Source organism: Bradyrhizobium sp. STM 3561, from assembly GCF_045571455.1.
GTDB classification, from domain to species: Bacteria; Pseudomonadota; Alphaproteobacteria; order Rhizobiales; family Xanthobacteraceae; genus Bradyrhizobium; species Bradyrhizobium vignae.
Genome location: NZ_CP120695.1, coordinates 3,364,623 through 3,381,567, shown reverse-complemented (window position 1 = coordinate 3,381,567; position 16,945 = coordinate 3,364,623). Strand labels below are relative to the sequence as shown.

Sequence of the window (16,945 nt, the reverse complement as noted above, 5' to 3'; positions counted from 1 at the left end):
CGCTCGCCGTCAAGGCGCCGCTTCACATCGGAACGATCTTGCTACGCATTGTCGCGTTCGCGAGATGAATCCTTCGCGGATCGCGTCAGCTCTGCTCGGTCTTGCTTTTCGCGGCGCGATCCGATGCTGCCGTGTTGCCGCCCCCGACGCTCATCCGATTGAGGGACAGCCGCATGCCCTGTGTCGGTGCCGGCGCGCGCTTGGAGCTGAGCGTGCGCGAGTTCACGCCCATCCAGGAGATCTCCGACGACAAGCGGCCATATTCGATCTTCGGGCAGCGGTTCATGACCACCTTGATGCCGACCGACTCCGCCTTTGCCGCCGCCGCATCGTCGCGCGCGCCGAGCTGCATCCAGATCACCTTCGGCAGCGGGTCCAGCGTGAGAGCTTCCTCGACCACGGGCATGATGTGGCTGGAGTTGCGGAATATGTCGATCATGTCGATGGGGCGGCCGATATCCGACAGCGAGGCGACGAAAGGCTTGCCGAGCAGGTCCTTGCCGACATGGCCGGGATTGACGGGAATCATGTCGTAGCCGCGCTGCGCCAGATATTTGAACGCGAAATAGCTCGGCCGCACGTTGACAGGCGAGGCGCCGACCATCGCGATCGATTTCACGCTGTTGAGGATGCCGCGGATGTAATTGTCGGGATAGGCGTCGTGGTTCATGTCATCCTTCATTCGTCATTCCGGGCGGCTCGAAGAGCCGACCCGGAATCTCGAGATTCTCACGTGCGCAATTGCGCACCATAGTTCGATGCTTCGCATCGCCCCGACGGCACAAGAGATACAGTTACTCATCCCGCCATGTCGGCGCGCGCTTCTCGATGAAAGCGCCGATGCCTTCCTCGGCGTCGCGCGCCATCATGTTCTCGGTCATGACCTCCGCCGCATAGCGATACGCATCTGCAAGGCTCATCTCGGCCTGGCGATAGAACGCCTCCTTGCCGAGCTTGACGGTGTACGCGGATTTCAGCGCAACCTGTTGCGCCAACGCGATCGCGGCCTCGCGTTCGGTACCCGCGGCGACCACGCGATTGACGAGGCCGATCTCGCGGGCGCGCGCGGCCGGAATCGGCTCACCGGTCAGCAGCATCTCCATCGCCTGCTTGCGCGGCACGTTGCGCGACAGCGCCACCATCGGCGTCGAGCAGAACAGGCCGATGTCGACGCCGGGAGTGGCGAAGCTCGCCGCTTCCGAGGCGATCGCCAGATCGCAGCTTGCCACGAGCTGGCAGCCCGCCGCGGTGGCGATGCCTTGGACGGCAGCGACCACGGGCTTGGGCAGGCGCACAATCGCCTGCATCATGGCGCTGCACGCCGTCATGATCTGCGCAAAATAAGCCCGGCCGCGATCCGGATCGGTGCGGCGCGCGGTCAGCTCCTTCATGTCGTGGCCGGCGGAAAAAGCCGGCCCGTTGGCTGCGATGACGGCCGCACGGATGTGCCTGTCTTCCGCGATCGCATTGAGGCTCGCATGCAGCTGTCCGATCATCGCCTCCGAAAGGCTGTTGCGCGCGGCTGGTCGGTTCAGCGTGAGCACGGCGACACTGCCGACGATCTCGCGCAGCAGGATCGGCGGTTGCGGGGAGGGGGCGCGGGCAGCCTGGACGGACATTGACGCGATTTCCGCTAAATGATTGCAATTGGATGACACCAATAACTTAATGTAACAGGGCAAGCGAAGCGAGGGTGGGGAACGACATGGCGTCAGCGAAAATGAGCGTAGTGGAGCTCGAGCAGTTCCTCCGTGACGAGTTTCCCCAGGCCTTCAGCGGTGACGACATCACGATCGAGAGCGCGGACGGCCAGACCAGCCTTTTGCGCCAGCGCTACAGCGAAAGGATGCTGCGGCCGGGTGGAACCGTGTCCGGCCCGACGCTGATGGCGCTCGCGGATTTCGCGATGTACGTGGTGCTGCTGTCCGCGATCGGGCCGATCGGGCTCGCGGTCACGACCAATCTCAACATCAACTTCCTGCGCAAGGGCCAGCCAGGCCAGGACGTGCTGGCCGAGGCTCGGCTGCTCAAGCTCGGCAAGCGCCTGGCAGTTGGGGAGGTGAACCTCCTGTCGGGCACATCCGCCGACCCGATCGCCCATGTCACCTCCACCTATTCCATTCCAAATGTTTGAGGTTTTTGCAGGTAACATAGCACCATATTTTCAAGATATTGATTTCGTTGTTATAATTTCCATCTCAGGGCATTGACCGTTGCGCCTGTCTTCTCTAGAAACCCGCGCAGTCCGGTGCGGTGTTCGCGCCGATGTCTCCCTCACGGAAATTCTGACATGAAAACCTTTTCGGCAAAGCCGGCCGAGGTGACGAAGAAGTGGGTGCTGATCGACGCCAAGGGTCTGGTCGTCGGCCGTCTCGCCACCATCGTCGCCATGCGGCTCCGCGGCAAGCACCTCCCGACCTATACCCCGCACGTTGATTGCGGCGACAACGTCATCATCATCAACGCGCAGCATGCGGTCCTCACCGGCCGCAAGCGCGAGCAGAAGACCTACTACAAGCACACCGGTTACGTCGGCCACGTCAAGGAGCGCACCGCGCGCCAGATCCTCGAGGGTCGTCATCCCGAGCGCGTGCTCGAAAAGGCCGTCGAGCGTATGATTCCGCGTGGTCCGCTCGGTCGCGTGCAGATGGGCAACCTCCGCGTCTACGGCGGGCCGGATCATCCGCATGAGGCGCAGCAGCCCGAGAAGATCGACATCGCCAAGTTGAACCGCAAGAACACGAGGGCCGCATAACATGGCCGAATCCATCCAGTCGCTCGACCAGCTCTCGCAGCTCAAGACGGCGGCCGCGCCCGAAGCGCCCAAGCACGAGAAGAAGGTCGACAAGTTCAATCGCGCCTATGCCACCGGCAAGCGCAAGGACGCGGTCGCCCGCGTCTGGATCAAGCCGGGCGCCGGCAAGGTCACCGTCAACTCGCGCGAGGTCGAGGTCTATTTCGCCCGTCCCGTGCTGCGCATGATGATCGAGCAGCCGTTCTCCGTGGCCCAGCGTTCGGGCCAGTACGACGTGATCTGCACCGTCGCCGGCGGCGGCCTGTCCGGCCAGGCCGGCGCGGTCCGTCACGGCATCTCCAAGGCGCTCACCTATTTCGAGCCGGAACTGCGCTCTGTGCTCAAGAAGGGCGGCTTCCTCACCCGCGACTCCCGCGTGGTCGAGCGCAAGAAGTACGGCAAGGCCAAGGCTCGCCGGTCCTTCCAGTTCTCGAAGCGTTAATCGCTTCTGTCGCATTTGCCGCGAAAGCGGCTTCAATGAGATGCAAAAGGGCGCCGATTTCAGCGCCCTTTTTGTTGTTCGTTTGTATGCAAATTGATGGCGTGTTTCCCGAAAACTTAGGGATCCGCGAAAACCTGAATGGAACCCGCGGGACATAGCGTCGCACTTGGAAGGGCGCGCAAATCGGATGTGCCGATCGCGTAACTGCTATGTTCTAGAGGGGGCCGACATGATGTCGCTCGATAGCATCACGCTCTATTTGGTCGCCACCATGGTCGCCGCACTGCTCGGCGCCATGATGGTGTTTTTCGGCAGGCAGGAGAACAGCCCGGCGCTGAAATGGTGGGGCACCGCCTATCTCCTCGGTGCTGCCTCGGTCGCGCTGTGGACCGCAGCAGGCGACAGGCTGGGCGCCCATCTTTACCTTGCGCTGAATGCCGTCGGCTTCGTCGCCTGCGGCATGGTGTGGAACGCGGCGCGCGTCTTCCACGGCCGCAAGCCGAACTGGCCCGGCCTCGTGCTCGGCGCGCTCGCCTGGGTCACTGCCGCGACGCTGCTCGATCCCACAGCATCGATGCTGCGCATGCTCGTCGGTGCCGGCATCGTCTCGGTCTATGCGGCGCTGACCGCGAGCGAGCTCTGGACCGAACGGCGCAAGAGCCTGCAACGACGCTGGCCGGCCTTCATGATGCCGGCGATGCATGGCTGCGTGTTGATGCTGCCGATCCTGATCGGCAGTTTCCTGCGTCCGCACGATGCCGGCTTCTCCTCGAGCATCTGGGTCACCGTATTCGCGGTCGAGCTCATACTCTATGCCGTCGGAACCGTGTTCGTGATCTTCATGCTGGTGTCGGAACGCACCGTCACCGCGCATCGGACCGCCGCGTCGACCGATCCGCTGACCGGCATGCTCAACCGGCGCGGCTTCTCGGAAGCCTGTGCGCGCGTGATCGAGCGCGAGGCCAAGGCCGGACGGCCGGTGACCGTGATGATCTTCGACATCGACCACTTCAAGTCGATCAACGACCGCTTCGGCCATCCCGCCGGTGACGAGATGCTGAAACTGTTCTCCACTGTCGTGATCAGCAACTTGCGCATCTCCGACCTCTCGGGCCGCATCGGCGGCGAGGAGTTTGCGGCTCTGTTGCCGTGCTCGTTGGAGGAGGGCGTGCTCGTCGCCGAGCGCGTGCGCGAGGCATTCGAGACCTCCGGCGTCGTGGTCGATGAAGGCCCGGTGGACACCACTGTCAGCATCGGCGTCGCGGGCGGTCCGGCCGGTACCGAGCTGGAGGTGCTGCTGGCCTCGGCCGACACCGCGCTCTACCAGGCCAAGCGCGGCGGCCGTAACCGTGTCGAGGCGGCGGAGGAACTGCCACTGTCGCTGGAGAACTGGCGCCGCCAGAGCGCCGCGCGAACCGGTCCATCGCAGGCGCGTCCGGCCACCGCCTGAACGGCGGCGTCTTGCGGTAATCCTCTGTTTACCGTTCGATCCCATATCATTCCGGTATGGAATCGATCCGCCGACGGAATCCGCAAGTCACCCTGATGTCGCTCGAAGCCGCTGCGGCCTCGGCACGCGGCGGTTTCGCCTGTCTGTTCTCGACCGCGGATGAATACGAGAAGGCGCTGATCACCGAACGCCGCGCGCAGGGCCGCTACGCGCACAGGCGCAGCTACTGGCCGCTCGCGCTGTTCGTCGGTTGTGCACTGATCGTCGCGGGCACGGTCCTGCTGTTCGCCCGATAGGCCTGCATTTCCAGGCCGGGCGGGGCGCCGTTTCGGCGCCTTTTTCTTTGTCGCTGTCTGCGGTAGACACGGCCATCAACAAAAGGGTGGAAACCGATGATCACCGAGATCGCGCAAATCGACGTCAAGCCGGGCAGCGAGAAGGACTTTGAGGCGGCCGTCGCCAAGGCCAAGGCCGCCTTCGGCCGCGCCAAGGGCTTTCACGGTTTCGAGCTGCACAAGTCGATGGAGAAGCCGCAGCGCTACCGGCTGATGGTAAAATGGGCGACGCTGGAGAACCACACCGTCGATTTCCGCGGCTCGGAGAATTTCACCGAATGGCGCGGCCTGGTCGGGCAGTATTTTGCCGCAGCCCCGGAGGTCGAGCACACCGAGACCGTGCTCACCACGTAAAGCGGGTCAGGCTGCCTCCGCCAGGGGCGGCGCCTCATACGTCTTGAAATGGTCGATCATGACCTTGGCGATCGCGACCAGCGGCAGCGCCAGCGCGAGGCCCCAGATGCCGAACACGACGCCGAGCAGGATCTGGAACGCGAACAGCGTAGCCGGCGGGATGTCCAGCGCCTGCCGCTGCAGGATCGGTGTCAGCACGTAGCTTTCCATGGCATGCACGCCCATGAAGAGGAGGAAGGCCGATAGTGCCGGAATCCAGCCCGAGGCGAGGCTTGCCAGCACCACGACGACGCCGGCGATGATGGCGCCGACGGTGGGGATGAAGGCGAGCAGGCCCGCCTGGATTCCCAGGATGAACGCGCCGGGGATGCCGATGACGGCAAGGCCGATCCAGGTCACGACACCGACCGCAATCATGACGACGATCTGGGCGATCAGCCAGCGCTCCAGCGTCTCAGCTATGCGGTCGATGATCAGAGCGACGCGCGTGCGGTGCCTCGCCGGCGCCAGGAACAGCAGGCCGTCATGATAGACGCTGGGCTGGGCGGCGAAGGCAAGGCCCAGGAACAGCACGATGAAGATGTTGCCCACGCCGTGAATGGTGCCGAGCAGCAGCTTGAGGGTCTGGCTCACGATCGCCCCGCCACTGGAAGCGAGCGCGCCGGCGCCGGGCAAGGGCCCACGCGAGGGCGCCGCCGGCGCGGGTGTCGCGTCCGACGATGGGGTGGCCGAGGCGTCCGAGGCGGTGCTGCCGAGATCGAAGAAGCTGGTGTCGATGCCGTGGTTCTCGAGGAACGACCTGACATTGGTGATCTGCGACTTGATGGTCTTGCTCAGCACCGAGGCCTGTTCGGCAATCGTGGCGCCGCCGAGATAGGCGATGCCTGCGAGGAGCAAAGCGAGCGCGACACAGACGATGGCAAGTCGGAACGTGTGAGGGAGGTTGACCCGGCGGCCGAGCGCATTGACCAGCGCGTTGAGGCCGAGGCCGAGCAGCATGCCGGTGAAGATCAGCAGCAGGGTGGCCGCAAAATACCAGGTGAAGGCGAGCAGGGCGGTGAACAGTACGACGCCGATGCCTCCGACGGAAATCGCCCAGGCCTGATCCCGAGCCAGGTCGCTGCGGGCACGCGGGCGGTCATCTCTGGGAATCGTCACATCAGATCCTTTTCGAGCGAGGCGGCGCCAGCGCACTCTTTCGCGAAATCCTGCCGGGGATCAAGCGGCGTGCGCCGGCTTGGCGCGCCTCGTCGTTGCTGCGGGCCTCTGGCCCTCTTCGCGAGCGATCGGAGTAGCCGTCGCCCGGCCTGCCCAGGGCTCGCCGGGCCGGCCATTTGCGCGAAAATAGCATTGCCGTCCCGCGATCCCTTCTGTTGAATTTGTTCCATCCGGAGGGCATGTTTGGAGAATCTTCTTACCAGGAGGCGCGGAACGACAGATGAGAAAGCCGGTCGTCGGCGTGATCGGGAATTCCTATCGCGTCGAAAATCGATTTCAGGTCCAGATGGTCGGCGAGCGAAACCTGCGCGCCGTGGCCGAAGTCTCCGGTGGCTTGCCGCTGATGTTCGCGGGCTCCCCTGACATCACCGATATCGCGGCGCTGCTCGATACCGTGGACGGCATCATCCTCACCGGCGCCCGCGCCAACGTGCACCCGACCCGATTCAACGTCGATCCGTGCGAGAAGCACGAGCCCTATGACATCCACCGCGACGAGGTCGCGCTAGCCCTTTCGGTCGCCTGTGTCGCCCGCGGCATCCCGCTGTTCGGCATCTGTCGCGGCCTGCAGGAGATGAACGTCGCCTTCGGCGGGTCGCTGCACCCCGAGATCCGCGAGCTTCCCGGCCGGATGAACCACCGCATGCCCCGGCTCGAGAACGGCGAGATCCATCCCGATCCCACCGTGGTGTTCGCCGACCGTCACGACGTCGATCTGACGCCCGGCGGCGCCTTCGCAAAAATTCTCGGTTGCGAGAGGATCAGGGTCAATTCGTTGCACGGCCAGGGCATCCTCGATCCCGGCAAGCGCGTGCTGATCGAGGGCGTCGCCGAGGACGGCACCATCGAGGCGATCCGCATTGCCGAGGCCCCGACCTTTGCGCTCGGCGTGCAATGGCATGCGGAGTACGACCCGCAGCACAACCCGATCAACCGCAAGCTATTCGAGGCCTTTGGCGAAGCGCTGGTGACGCGGCAGAAGGCGGCGGCGTAGCTCACGCTCCCGATCAATAGCGGGCGGTCACGGCCCCGGGCAGCGGATTGAAGTGATAGTTCACGCCCAACTTGAACAGATGCAGATCCTGCGTGATCCAGCTGTTGGCGGCGGCCCCTGCCGCGGGGAAGCCGGTTTGATTGAAACTGCCGCTCTGGCTCGTATGCTGGTTGATCATGCGGATGAAGTCGTACTCGCCCTTGAGCGACCAGTTGCCGGCAAGCGCGTATTCGAGTCCCGCGCCGATCACGCCGCCTGAGTGCACTATCTTCCCCTGAACCGCCATGCTCTGGCTGACGGCCCCGAAGGATGCCGCACCATTGAACGCGTGGCTCTCATTGGCGATGGCGACACCCGCCTTGCCATAGACGAGCAGGCGATCGCCGACGACGAAGCCGGCACGGCCGCTGGCGATGGCAAGCCAGTCGATCGAGGTGCTCAGATCATTCGTGGCCGCGGCGCCGAACAGCGGAAACGCAGAGGACCGGCTGCCCTGGATGCCGGTCCACATCCATTCACCTTCGACGCCGAAGACCAGCGCGCCGGACTGCACGTTGACGCCGCCATCAAAACCGGCGAGCCACCCGCTTGTATCGAAGCTGCCACTGCCCGGCAGAGGCGAGGGGTCCTGATGGCGCGACTCGCGACCAAGACCATAACCGGCCTGCACGCCGACAAAGCCGCCGGTCCAGTTCGTGCCGGATGCCGTCTTGACCGGCGGATATTTGGGATCGGCCGCGACCTCACCAAGTCGGTAATTCGCCCCCAGCTTGATCAGGTGGATGGAATCCTGCGCAATCGGGACATCTCCCGCGACCGGAGTCGTCACGCCGGCAGACGTGGTGCTGCCGCTCATGCCAACCTGCCGGGTGCCGAAATGCAGGTAATCGTATTCAGCCTTGACCGACCAGTTTCCTCCCAACGCGTATTCCGCTCCAAATCCGATCAGCGGCGCCCAGCGATACTCTCGTCCGCTGAGGCTGGTGGAAAATGCACCGAAGCCGAAATCGCCCGCGGCGTTGCTGGTGTGCGTTTCCCAGGCACCGGCAAGTCCGAACTTGGTGAAGGCGAACCAGCGATCGGCGGCGAGCCCCGCGCGACCGGCGACCGTGGTCAACGCGTCAATCCTCGAGGTGGTGGTGCTGGTCACGTCGCCGAAGAACGGGAAGCCGAGCCGCAGCCTCTGCGATCCGCGGATGTTCGCCCATGAGCCGTCCAGTTCAAGGCCAAAAACGAAATTTGCAATCTGCTTGTTGATGCCGATTTGAGCGCCGGCGAGCACGCCGTTCGCAGCATAATCGACGGTCGGTTCGCGGGGGTCGTTAATCCACCAATCGTTCATGCCGCCGCCATAGCCGGCATGCACGCCGACATAGACGCCGCTCCAATCGACAATTGGAGGCGGAAGCGCAGCCGCTTTGACAGGAAGGTCTGCGGCGGATGCCGCCTGCGTCAATGCCAGACCAAGTGTAGCAGCCGAAATGATTTTTTCCGTGATTGCCATGAGCCCTCTGCAACCGGCGCGCAATTTCGAGCAACATCAGGGAGCTATAGCGGGAGTGCGGCGCGTTCGGCTTGGGGCACGCGCTACACCGACTTGGACTGATCGACACAAGTCTGACGATTGCCATCCAGTGTGATCGCCTTGCCACATCGGCAGGCGCGTCGGTCCGGAGCCCGCGTCGCATCATGCAGCGCCAGCGCATCCGAATTGGAGGCTGCATGAAAGTCCTTTGAACGCTGCGCCATTTCCTGCGACAAAAGGACCGCCGGGGGATCTTGCTGTTACGGAGCGGTGCGTTGGATAGTGGCGACGAATTGATCGCATTGGAGCTGTCGAGCTCCGCCTTTGCCGAGCGCGACAGGATCGAAGCCTTTCATCAGATCTACGGCCGTGAAATTCTCAAGCTGGAGATCGAGCCGTTGCCCGACGCGGCGCTTCAGATCGACATGAAGCTGCGGGCGTTGCCTGGGATGTCCGTCGCGGCCGCGACCGTTTCTCCGATTTTCTGTCGCCACACCGAAGCGATGATCGACAACGACGATCCCGTGATTGTGTTCAACCTCGATGGTGCGGCCATCCACAATCAAAATGGCCACGAGACGCATCTCGGTCCGGGCGAGGCGGCCCTGACCACGAATGGATTGCCGGGAACCGCGACCAACTACACGACGAGGCGCGTGGTCACTTGGCGGATCAGCCGCGCGCTGATTGCGCCCCTGGTCAGCAACTTCGATGACGCCATCGGCAGACCGCTCGACAAACAGAATCCAGCGCTGTCGCTCTTTCTGGATTATCTCGGCATCGTCAATGAGAGACAGACGCTCGCGAACGCCGCAATGCGGCGGGCCGTCGTGAACCACATGCTCGATCTCGGCGCCCTGTTGCTGGGAGCCACGCCGGATGCCGCCGAGATGGCGCACACGCGCGGCCTTGCAGCCGCCAGAATGCGGAGCATCAAAGCTCACATCCGCGCGCAGTCCGGCAATCCCGGGCTGAGTCTGGACTCTGTGGCTGCCAAGCAGGGCATTTCGAAATCCTATGTCCGACGGCTGTTCGAGACCGAAGGTACGAGCTTTACCGAGTTTGTCCTCAACCAGCGGCTCGCCTCGGCCTACAAGTTGCTGACGGATGTCGGCCTCGCAGGCCGCTCGATCAGCGACATCGCGCACCGGTCCGGCTTCAACGACATCTCATATTTCAATCGGACCTTTCGTCGTGTCTACGGCGCGTCCCCGTCGGAGATCCGTGCCCGCAAATGAGCTACGGACGGATCGGCCGCTTGCTCCACCAGGATTTCCAAACTGGAATTGCATCCCGATGATGGGCAACACGGTCGCTGCCGAAGACCAGCTCCGCCGCGCTTGCGACGGCAAGGCCGGCGACGATTGCGCCATCTGTCCAATGCGCAATCGAAATCTCGCGCGGAATAAACCAATCAGTAGGAATTGCTCCGTCCCGATTTTCACGGCTCTGATTTGTTCTTTGAGAACGAATTGGAGTCAGATGCAGAACGAAGGCTGACGGGCGGGCGCAAGCTCTATGTTTGAGCGCGGTAGCCGCGCCTGACGCTGGGCGAATCCAACTGTGACCTGGTCCGCGGCTGCCTCTACTCAGCCGATCACATCGACATTCTGCGTGGCGATTTGCATTGCGTTGCACAATCATGACGTTGGCCTCCACGCGCAGCATTGAGGTTCCCGAGAGGACCACCATATGGTCTGCAAGGGAGCCCTTGCCGTGCAGACCATGAAGGCGGCCCTCGTTGCGGCGATCACCGCCGTGGCTTTGACTTGTTGCCTCCTTCCCAGCTCAGCGGAGGAGAGCAGCCGTGTTGCCCTGGTCGTTTCGATCGACGGGGCAATTGGCCCGGCGTCGGCCAGCTATGTGCGGGAGGCTTTGGCCAAGGCGGGCGAACGGCGTGCCGAGGTCGTGCTTCTGAGAATGAATACGCCCGGCGGTCTCAATTCCAGCATGCGCGAGATTATCGCGGATGTGCTCGCCTCGCCCGTCCCCGTCATCGGCTACGTCGCCCCGTCCGGCGCCCACGCGGCGAGTGCCGGGACCTATATCCTCTATGCGACCCACATCGCGGCGATGGCGCCCGGCACCAATATCGGCGCGGCGACGCCGGTCCAGATTGGCGGGCCGCTGCCGGGCCTGCCGAGCGGTACGCCGGAGAAGGACGGCAAAGACAAGAAGGATGAGCCGAAGGACGCGATGACGGCGAAGGCCACGAACGACGCCGTTGCCTTCATCCGCAGCCTCGCCGAGCTGCGCAACCGCAATGCGGACTGGGCGGAGAAGGCGGTCCGTGAGGCTGCGACACTCTCTGCCAACGGCGCGCTCGAGGCACATGCCATCGATCTCGTCGCGCGCGATCAGGCCGAATTGCTGCGGCAGGTCGATGGCCGCGTGGCGGAGCTTGCAGGCGGCAAGACACAACGCCTCGCGACGAAAGATGCTGTCGTCGAAGCCATCGAGCCCGGACGGATATCCCGCTTCCTGGCGGTCATCACCGATCCCAACGTCGCCTTCATTCTCCTGATGGTCGGCATCTACGGTCTGATCTTCGAGTTCATGTCGCCCGGCGCCGTCGCTCCCGGAGTCATCGGTGCGATCTGCCTGCTGATCGGTCTCTATGCACTCAATTTGCTGCCGATCAACTATGCCGGTCTCGCCCTGATGCTGGTCGGACTGGTGCTTCTCACCATCGAAGCCTTCAATCCGACGGTGGTGATCGGTCTCGGGGGGATCATCGCCTTCGTGCTCGGCGCGCTGATGCTGTTCAGGGTCGAGGCGCCCGGCTATCGCTTGTCGTGGTGGGTGATCGGCATCACTGCAGCTGTGTTCGCCGGCGTTGCTCTGGTCGTGCTTGGTTCGCTTCGGCGTGTCCGCAAAGCTCCTGCACGGGTCGGTGCGCAGGCCATGCGAGGCTTGCCTGCCGAGATTCTCGACTGGAACGGGGACGAAGGTCATGTGTTCGCCCATGGTGAGCGCTGGCGCGCGCGCGGCGCCGAAACGTTCAAGCCTGGAGACATCGTCGAAATCGCCAACGTCATCGACCTGACGCTGCTGATACGGCGCACGTCCGCCCCAAGAGGCGAGGGAGGTACATCATGATGCTGGAATATTTGACCTATGCGGCGCTCGCGCTGCTGGTCGTCATATTTCTATCCCAGGCCATTCGAATCCTGCGCGAATACGAGCGCGGCGTCGTCTTCACGCTCGGCCGCTTCACCGGGGTGAAGGGGCCCGGCCTCATCATCCTCGTCCCGATCGTGCAGCAACTCGTCAAGGTCGATCTCAGGGTGATGGTGCAGGTCGTTCCGCCGCAGGACGTGATTTCGCGGGACAACGTGTCGGTCAAGGTCAACGCCGTATTGTACTTTCGAATCGTCGACCCCGAGCGCGCCATCATCAAGGTCGGCGATTACATGGCCGCGACCAGCCAGCTCGCCCAGACCACGTTGCGTTCGGTGCTCGGCAAGCACGAGCTCGACGAGATGCTTGCCGAACGCGACAGGCTGAACGCCGACATCCAGGAGATCCTCGACAAACAGACTGACGTCTGGGGCATCAAGGTCACCGGCATCGAGATCAAGGACGTCGATATCAACGAAACCATGGTTCGCGCGATTGCCAAACAGGCAGAGGCGGAGCGCTTGCGGCGGGCCAAGGTGATCAATGCGATGGGCGAGGAGCAAGCCGCCGAAAAGCTCGTCGAAGCCGGCCGCATCCTCGCGCAGGAGCCTCAGGCCATGCAGCTGCGCTATTTCGCGGCTCTGCACGACATCGCCGGTGAACGGTCGTCGACCGTCGTGTTTCCGCTGCCGGCCGGCTTGCTCGACCATCTCATGCCGCGGCCCAACAACCCGTAGGGGGTAGCGCCGCGGACGACCCAGCTTCGTCCAAATGGTTGCTGGGCGTAACCCACCAACTTCGTCGCACATTTGCTGAAGCATGGTGGGTTACGCCAGTGGGGCCAACCCAGCCTGCAGGCCCAACGGCGCAAACGAAAAGGCGCCCCTTTCGGAAGCGCCTTTTGCATCTCTTGTCCGGTTCGGGCGATTTACCCCGAATAGTACATGTCGAACTCGACCGGATGCGGGGTCATCTCGAAGCGCTCGACTTCGGTCATCTTCAGCTCGATATAGGCGTCGATGAAGTCGTCGTCGAACACGCCGCCGGCCTTCAGGAAGGCGCGGTCCTTGTCGAGGTTCTCGAGCGCCTCGCGAAGCGAGCCGCACACCGTCGGGATCTGCTTCAGCTCTTCCTTCGGCAAGTCGTAGAGATCCTTGTCCATTGCCGGGCCCGGATCGATCTTGTTCTTGATGCCGTCGAGGCCGGCCATCAGCATCGCGGCGAAGCCGAGATAGGGGTTGGCGAGCGGATCGGGGAAGCGCACCTCGACACGCTTGGCCTTCGGCGAGGCGGTGTAGGGGATGCGGCAGGAGGCCGAGCGGTTGCGCGCCGAGTAGGCGAGCAGCACGGGCGCCTCATAGCCCGGGACCAGACGCTTGTAGGAGTTGGTCGAGGGGTTGGTGAAGGCGTTGATCGCCTTGGCGTGCTTGATGATGCCGCCGATATAGTGGAGGCAGGTCTCCGACAGGTCAGCGTATTTGTTGCCGGCGAACACCGGCTTGCCATCCTTCCAGATCGACTGGTGCACGTGCATGCCCGAGCCGTTGTCGCCGTAGACCGGCTTCGGCATGAAGGTCGCGGTCTTGCCGTAGATGTGCGCGACCTGGTGGATGCAATACTTGTAGATCTGGATGTGGTCGGCCATCAGCGTCAGCGTGTCGAACTTCATGCCGAGCTCGTGCTGGGCGGAAGCGACCTCGTGGTGATGCTTCTCGACCTTGACGCCCATCTTGGCCATGGCCCCGAGCATTTCCGAGCGCATGTCCTGCACGGAGTCCTGCGGCGGAACCGGGAAATAGCCGCCCTTGGTGCGGACGCGGTGGCCGAGATTGCCGCCTTCATATTCGGTGTCGGAGTTGGTCGGCAGCTCCGAGGAGTCGAGACGGAAACCGGTGTTGTAGGGGGTGGCGGAGAAGCGCACGTCATCAAACACGAAGAACTCGGCTTCCGGGCCGACGAACACGGTGTCGCCCACGCCCATCGACTTCACCATCGCCTCCGCCTTCTTGGCGATGCCGCGGGGATCGCGGTTGTAAGGCTCGCCGGTGGTCGGCTCGAGCACGTCGCAGGTGATGACCATGGTCGTCTCGGCGAAGAACGGATCGATCGTCGCGGTCACCGGATCGGGCATCAGGCACATGTCGGACTCGTTGATCGCCTTCCAGCCGGCGATCGAGGAGCCGTCGAACATCGTGCCTTCGGCGAAGATGTCTTCATCGATCATGCTGACGTCGAACGTGACGTGCTGCCACTTGCCGCGCGGATCGGTGAAGCGCAGGTCGACGTATTTGACGTCGTTGTCCTTGATCGATTTCAGGACGTCTTTGGCGGTCTTCATGCATACCCCTTATGGCTCTGCGGGTCGGTTTCCAGGTGAGCGAGATTATTCTCGCTTTTGGCGAGTTCGCGCGCGACCGCACAAACGAAATCGGGCCGCCGAAGCAGCCTTATTTCTTGTCGGAGTGACGCAAAATGCGGGATAGCACCCGGCTCAGATAGCGTCCAGCCCGGATTCGCCGGTTCGGATGCGGATCGCCTCTTCGATGTTGGAGACGAAAATCTTGCCGTCGCCGATGCGGCCGGTCTGCGCGGCACGGCGGATCGCATCGATGGCGCGCTCGACCAGATCGTCGCCGATCACGATCTCGATTTTGACCTTCGGCAGGAAGTCGACGATGTATTCTGCGCCGCGGTAAAGTTCGGCGTGACCCTTCTGCCGGCCAAAGCCCTTGGCTTCGGTGACGGTGATGCCCTGGAGGCCGACTTCCTGAAGCGCTTCCTTCACCTCGTCGAGCTTGAATGGCTTGATGATGGCTTCAATTTTCTTCACTGCGCGACTCCCGGCCTTTCGATCAAATAGCAACGTCTTCGTCAGGATGCGCATTTCTCAACGCACGATCTTGTCTTCTCTATGCCGGGATCCCTGACCAGTCCGGCAACAACGGCCGGTCACCCCCTGTAAGATGCCAGTGAGCACGACAAACCGAAGCGGCTTCCTCGAAAGCAGGGTCTATGCCAAGTTGCAAATGCCCTGGTTATTGGAGCGTTATCAGTCTTTTAACGAGCATCTCTGGATGAGGCGCCGACCTGCACAAAATACCGAAGACTACGAAATAGGCAAACGGTTCAATATATGTGCAAGTCGACGTCCCTGCCGTCGGATCGGCAAGGAGGATGCCTGTTGAAGAGGCGTTTGTACTAGGAAGTGGCATGGAAGTTTTGACCAACGCCGAGATGCAGCGGGCCGACCAGCTCGCCATTGCGGCCGGCACGCCCGGTTTCAAGCTGATGCTGAGCGCGGGCCAGGCGGTCGCCGAGGCCGCCCATGCGCTGGTGGAGGAGGGGCCGATCCTGATCGTCGCCGGTCCCGGCAACAATGGCGGCGACGGTTTCGTCGCAGCCGCCGAACTCGCCGCCCAGGGGCGCGAGGTCTCGGTGATCCTGATGTGCGAGCGCGACCAGCTCCAGGGCGATGCGGCCTCCGCCGCGCGGGGCTGGAAGCATCCGGTACTGCCATTCAATCCACAGGCGATCGGAAGGCCGGCGCTGATCATCGATGCGCTGTTCGGCGCCGGCCTCAGCCGCGGCGTGGACGGCGAGGCGCGTGAAATGATCGAGGCGATCAACGGCAACGGTGCCCCGGTGCTCGCAGTCGACCTGCCGAGCGGCATCAACGGCACCAGCGCGGCAGTGATGGGCGTGGCGGTGAACGCCACCGAGACCGTCACCTTCTTCCGCAAGAAGCCGGCGCATCTGCTGCTGCCCGGCCGCATGCATTGCGGCCGCGTGCGGCTCGCCGATATCGGCATCGGCGCCGAGGTACTGGACGAGATCCGGCCACAGATCTTCGAGAACGATCCGCAAGTCTGGGGTGCCGCCTTTCCGGTGCCGCGTATCGACGGCCACAAATACGCGCGCGGCCATGTGCTGGCGGTCTCCGGCGATGCCGCCGCGACGGGGGCGGCAAGGCTCGCCGCGCGCGGCGCCCTGCGCGCTGGCGCCGGCCTTGTGACTCTGGCGACCCCACGCGATGCGCTCGCGATCAATGCCAGCGCGCTGACGGCGGTGATGGTCCGCCCCGTCGACACCGCGGTCGAGTTCGGCGAGCTGCTCGGTGACAAGCGCTACACCACCTGCATGATCGGCCCCGGCGCCGGCGTCGGCGAACGCACCTGCGACATGGTCCACACCGGATTGTCGGCGCAGCGGCATCTGGTGCTCGACGCCGATGCGCTGACGAGCTTTGCGGCGAAACCCGAGCGCCTGTTCGAGTGGATCAAGTCGTCGGGGGACAGTGCAGTGGTGCTGACCCCGCACGAAGGCGAGTTTCCGCGCCTGTTCTCCGATCTCAGCAACAAGCATCCCGGCCGTTCCAAGCTCGAGCGCGTCCGCACCGCCGCCGAGCGCTCCGGCGCGGTCGTGCTCCTGAAGGGCCCGGACACAACCGTCGCGGCCCCCGATGGCCGCGCCGCCATCGCCGCCAACGCGCCGCCCTGGCTCGCCACGGCCGGTGCCGGCGACGTGCTGTCCGGCATTATCGCAGGCCTGTTGGCCCAAGGCGTGCCGGCGTTCGAGGCCGCGAGCATCGGCGTCTGGATGCATGGCGAAGCGGCAAGCGAAGCCGGGCCGGGCCTGATCGCGGAGGACCTCACCGAGACGCTGCCGGCCGTGCACCGGCGGATCTATGATGCGCTGGGCATCGAATACTGACCG

Annotated in this window: 17 protein-coding genes; 11 read left to right on the top strand and 6 right to left on the bottom strand. The window is 63.7% G+C overall.

The features are described from left to right. Nucleotides 1-85: 85 nt before the first annotated feature. Together P6U28_RS15870 and P6U28_RS15865 are read right to left on the bottom strand one after the other, a co-directional pair. On the bottom strand, nt 86-670 hold the full coding sequence (locus tag P6U28_RS15870; RefSeq protein WP_122406632.1) for a CoA-binding protein: 585 nt from the start codon (nt 668-670) through the stop codon (nt 86-88). Between the two features lie 124 nt (nt 671-794). Further along, nucleotides 795-1,619, bottom strand: coding sequence for an enoyl-CoA hydratase (locus P6U28_RS15865; protein WP_162500250.1), 825 nt, complete (start codon nt 1,617-1,619; stop codon nt 795-797). An 86-nt stretch (nt 1,620-1,705) separates the two neighbouring features. On the opposite strand from P6U28_RS15865, the gene P6U28_RS15860 reads away from it, so the two are divergent. The 6 genes from P6U28_RS15860 to P6U28_RS15835 all read left to right on the top strand — a co-directional run bounded on the left by P6U28_RS15860 (nt 1,706) and on the right by P6U28_RS15835 (nt 5,375). Beyond that, on the top strand, nt 1,706-2,134 hold the full coding sequence (locus tag P6U28_RS15860) for a PaaI family thioesterase (RefSeq protein ID WP_129144929.1): 429 nt from the start codon (nt 1,706-1,708) through the stop codon (nt 2,132-2,134). 156 nt (nt 2,135-2,290) lie between these two features. Further along, a complete protein-coding gene (rplM, locus tag P6U28_RS15855) occupies nt 2,291-2,755 on the top strand; it encodes a 50S ribosomal protein L13 (RefSeq protein ID WP_027576505.1) in 465 nt (154 codons plus the stop codon). 1 nt (nt 2,756) lies between these two features. Next, nucleotides 2,757-3,236: a 30S ribosomal protein S9 gene (rpsI, locus tag P6U28_RS15850; protein WP_018642439.1), complete on the top strand. Its 480-nt coding sequence runs from the start codon at nt 2,757-2,759 to the stop codon at nt 3,234-3,236. A gap of 229 nt (nt 3,237-3,465) precedes the next feature. Then, nucleotides 3,466-4,686, top strand: a complete 1,221-nt coding sequence (locus tag P6U28_RS15845; RefSeq protein WP_122402970.1) for a diguanylate cyclase — start codon at nt 3,466-3,468, stop codon at nt 4,684-4,686. A 56-nt stretch (nt 4,687-4,742) separates the two neighbouring features. Continuing rightward, on the top strand, nt 4,743-4,982 hold the full coding sequence (locus P6U28_RS15840) for a hypothetical protein (RefSeq protein ID WP_122402971.1): 240 nt from the start codon (nt 4,743-4,745) through the stop codon (nt 4,980-4,982). Between the two features lie 96 nt (nt 4,983-5,078). Continuing rightward, nucleotides 5,079-5,375, top strand: coding sequence for an antibiotic biosynthesis monooxygenase (locus tag P6U28_RS15835; protein ID WP_122402972.1), 297 nt, complete (start codon nt 5,079-5,081; stop codon nt 5,373-5,375). Between the two features lie 6 nt (nt 5,376-5,381). On the opposite strand, the gene P6U28_RS15830 is transcribed toward P6U28_RS15835, so the two are convergent. Then, nucleotides 5,382-6,533, bottom strand: coding sequence for an AI-2E family transporter (locus tag P6U28_RS15830; protein WP_122402973.1), 1,152 nt, complete (start codon nt 6,531-6,533; stop codon nt 5,382-5,384). Nucleotides 6,534-6,813: 280 nt separating this feature from the next. Here P6U28_RS15830 and P6U28_RS15825 point away from each other — a divergent pair, with 280 nt between their 5' ends. Continuing rightward, nucleotides 6,814-7,587, top strand: a complete 774-nt coding sequence (locus P6U28_RS15825; RefSeq protein WP_209295751.1) for a gamma-glutamyl-gamma-aminobutyrate hydrolase family protein — start codon at nt 6,814-6,816, stop codon at nt 7,585-7,587. Nucleotides 7,588-7,600: 13 nt separating this feature from the next. Here the strand turns inward: P6U28_RS15825 and P6U28_RS15820 are convergent, their stop codons facing one another. Further along, on the bottom strand, nt 7,601-9,091 hold the full coding sequence (locus tag P6U28_RS15820; RefSeq protein ID WP_407122705.1) for an outer membrane protein: 1,491 nt from the start codon (nt 9,089-9,091) through the stop codon (nt 7,601-7,603). 296 nt (nt 9,092-9,387) lie between these two features. Here P6U28_RS15820 and P6U28_RS15815 point away from each other — a divergent pair, with 296 nt between their 5' ends. From P6U28_RS15815 to P6U28_RS15805, 3 genes are all read left to right on the top strand, one after another. Continuing rightward, nucleotides 9,388-10,350: an AraC family transcriptional regulator gene (locus P6U28_RS15815; protein ID WP_407122704.1), complete on the top strand. Its 963-nt coding sequence runs from the start codon at nt 9,388-9,390 to the stop codon at nt 10,348-10,350. Nucleotides 10,351-10,828: 478 nt separating this feature from the next. Beyond that, complete coding sequence (locus P6U28_RS15810; RefSeq protein WP_407123080.1) at nt 10,829-12,211, top strand: NfeD family protein; 1,383 nt, start codon at nt 10,829-10,831, stop codon at nt 12,209-12,211. Then, on the top strand, nt 12,208-12,969 hold the full coding sequence (locus P6U28_RS15805; RefSeq protein ID WP_122402978.1) for a slipin family protein: 762 nt from the start codon (nt 12,208-12,210) through the stop codon (nt 12,967-12,969). Before P6U28_RS15810 ends, P6U28_RS15805 begins: the two co-directional genes overlap by 4 nt. 191 nt (nt 12,970-13,160) lie before the next feature. On the opposite strand, the gene glnA is transcribed toward P6U28_RS15805, so the two are convergent. Both glnA and P6U28_RS15795 read right to left on the bottom strand, forming a co-directional pair. Next, nucleotides 13,161-14,570, bottom strand: a complete 1,410-nt coding sequence (gene glnA / locus P6U28_RS15800) for a type I glutamate--ammonia ligase (RefSeq protein ID WP_122402979.1) — start codon at nt 14,568-14,570, stop codon at nt 13,161-13,163. A 153-nt stretch (nt 14,571-14,723) separates the two neighbouring features. Further along, complete coding sequence (locus tag P6U28_RS15795; protein ID WP_007603495.1) at nt 14,724-15,062, bottom strand: P-II family nitrogen regulator; 339 nt, start codon at nt 15,060-15,062, stop codon at nt 14,724-14,726. A 380-nt stretch (nt 15,063-15,442) separates the two neighbouring features. On the opposite strand from P6U28_RS15795, the gene P6U28_RS15790 reads away from it, so the two are divergent. Next, nucleotides 15,443-16,942 (top strand): NAD(P)H-hydrate dehydratase, encoded by a 1,500-nt coding sequence (locus P6U28_RS15790; RefSeq protein WP_407122703.1) that lies wholly within the window; start codon nt 15,443-15,445, stop codon nt 16,940-16,942. Nucleotides 16,943-16,945 lie beyond the last annotated feature (3 nt).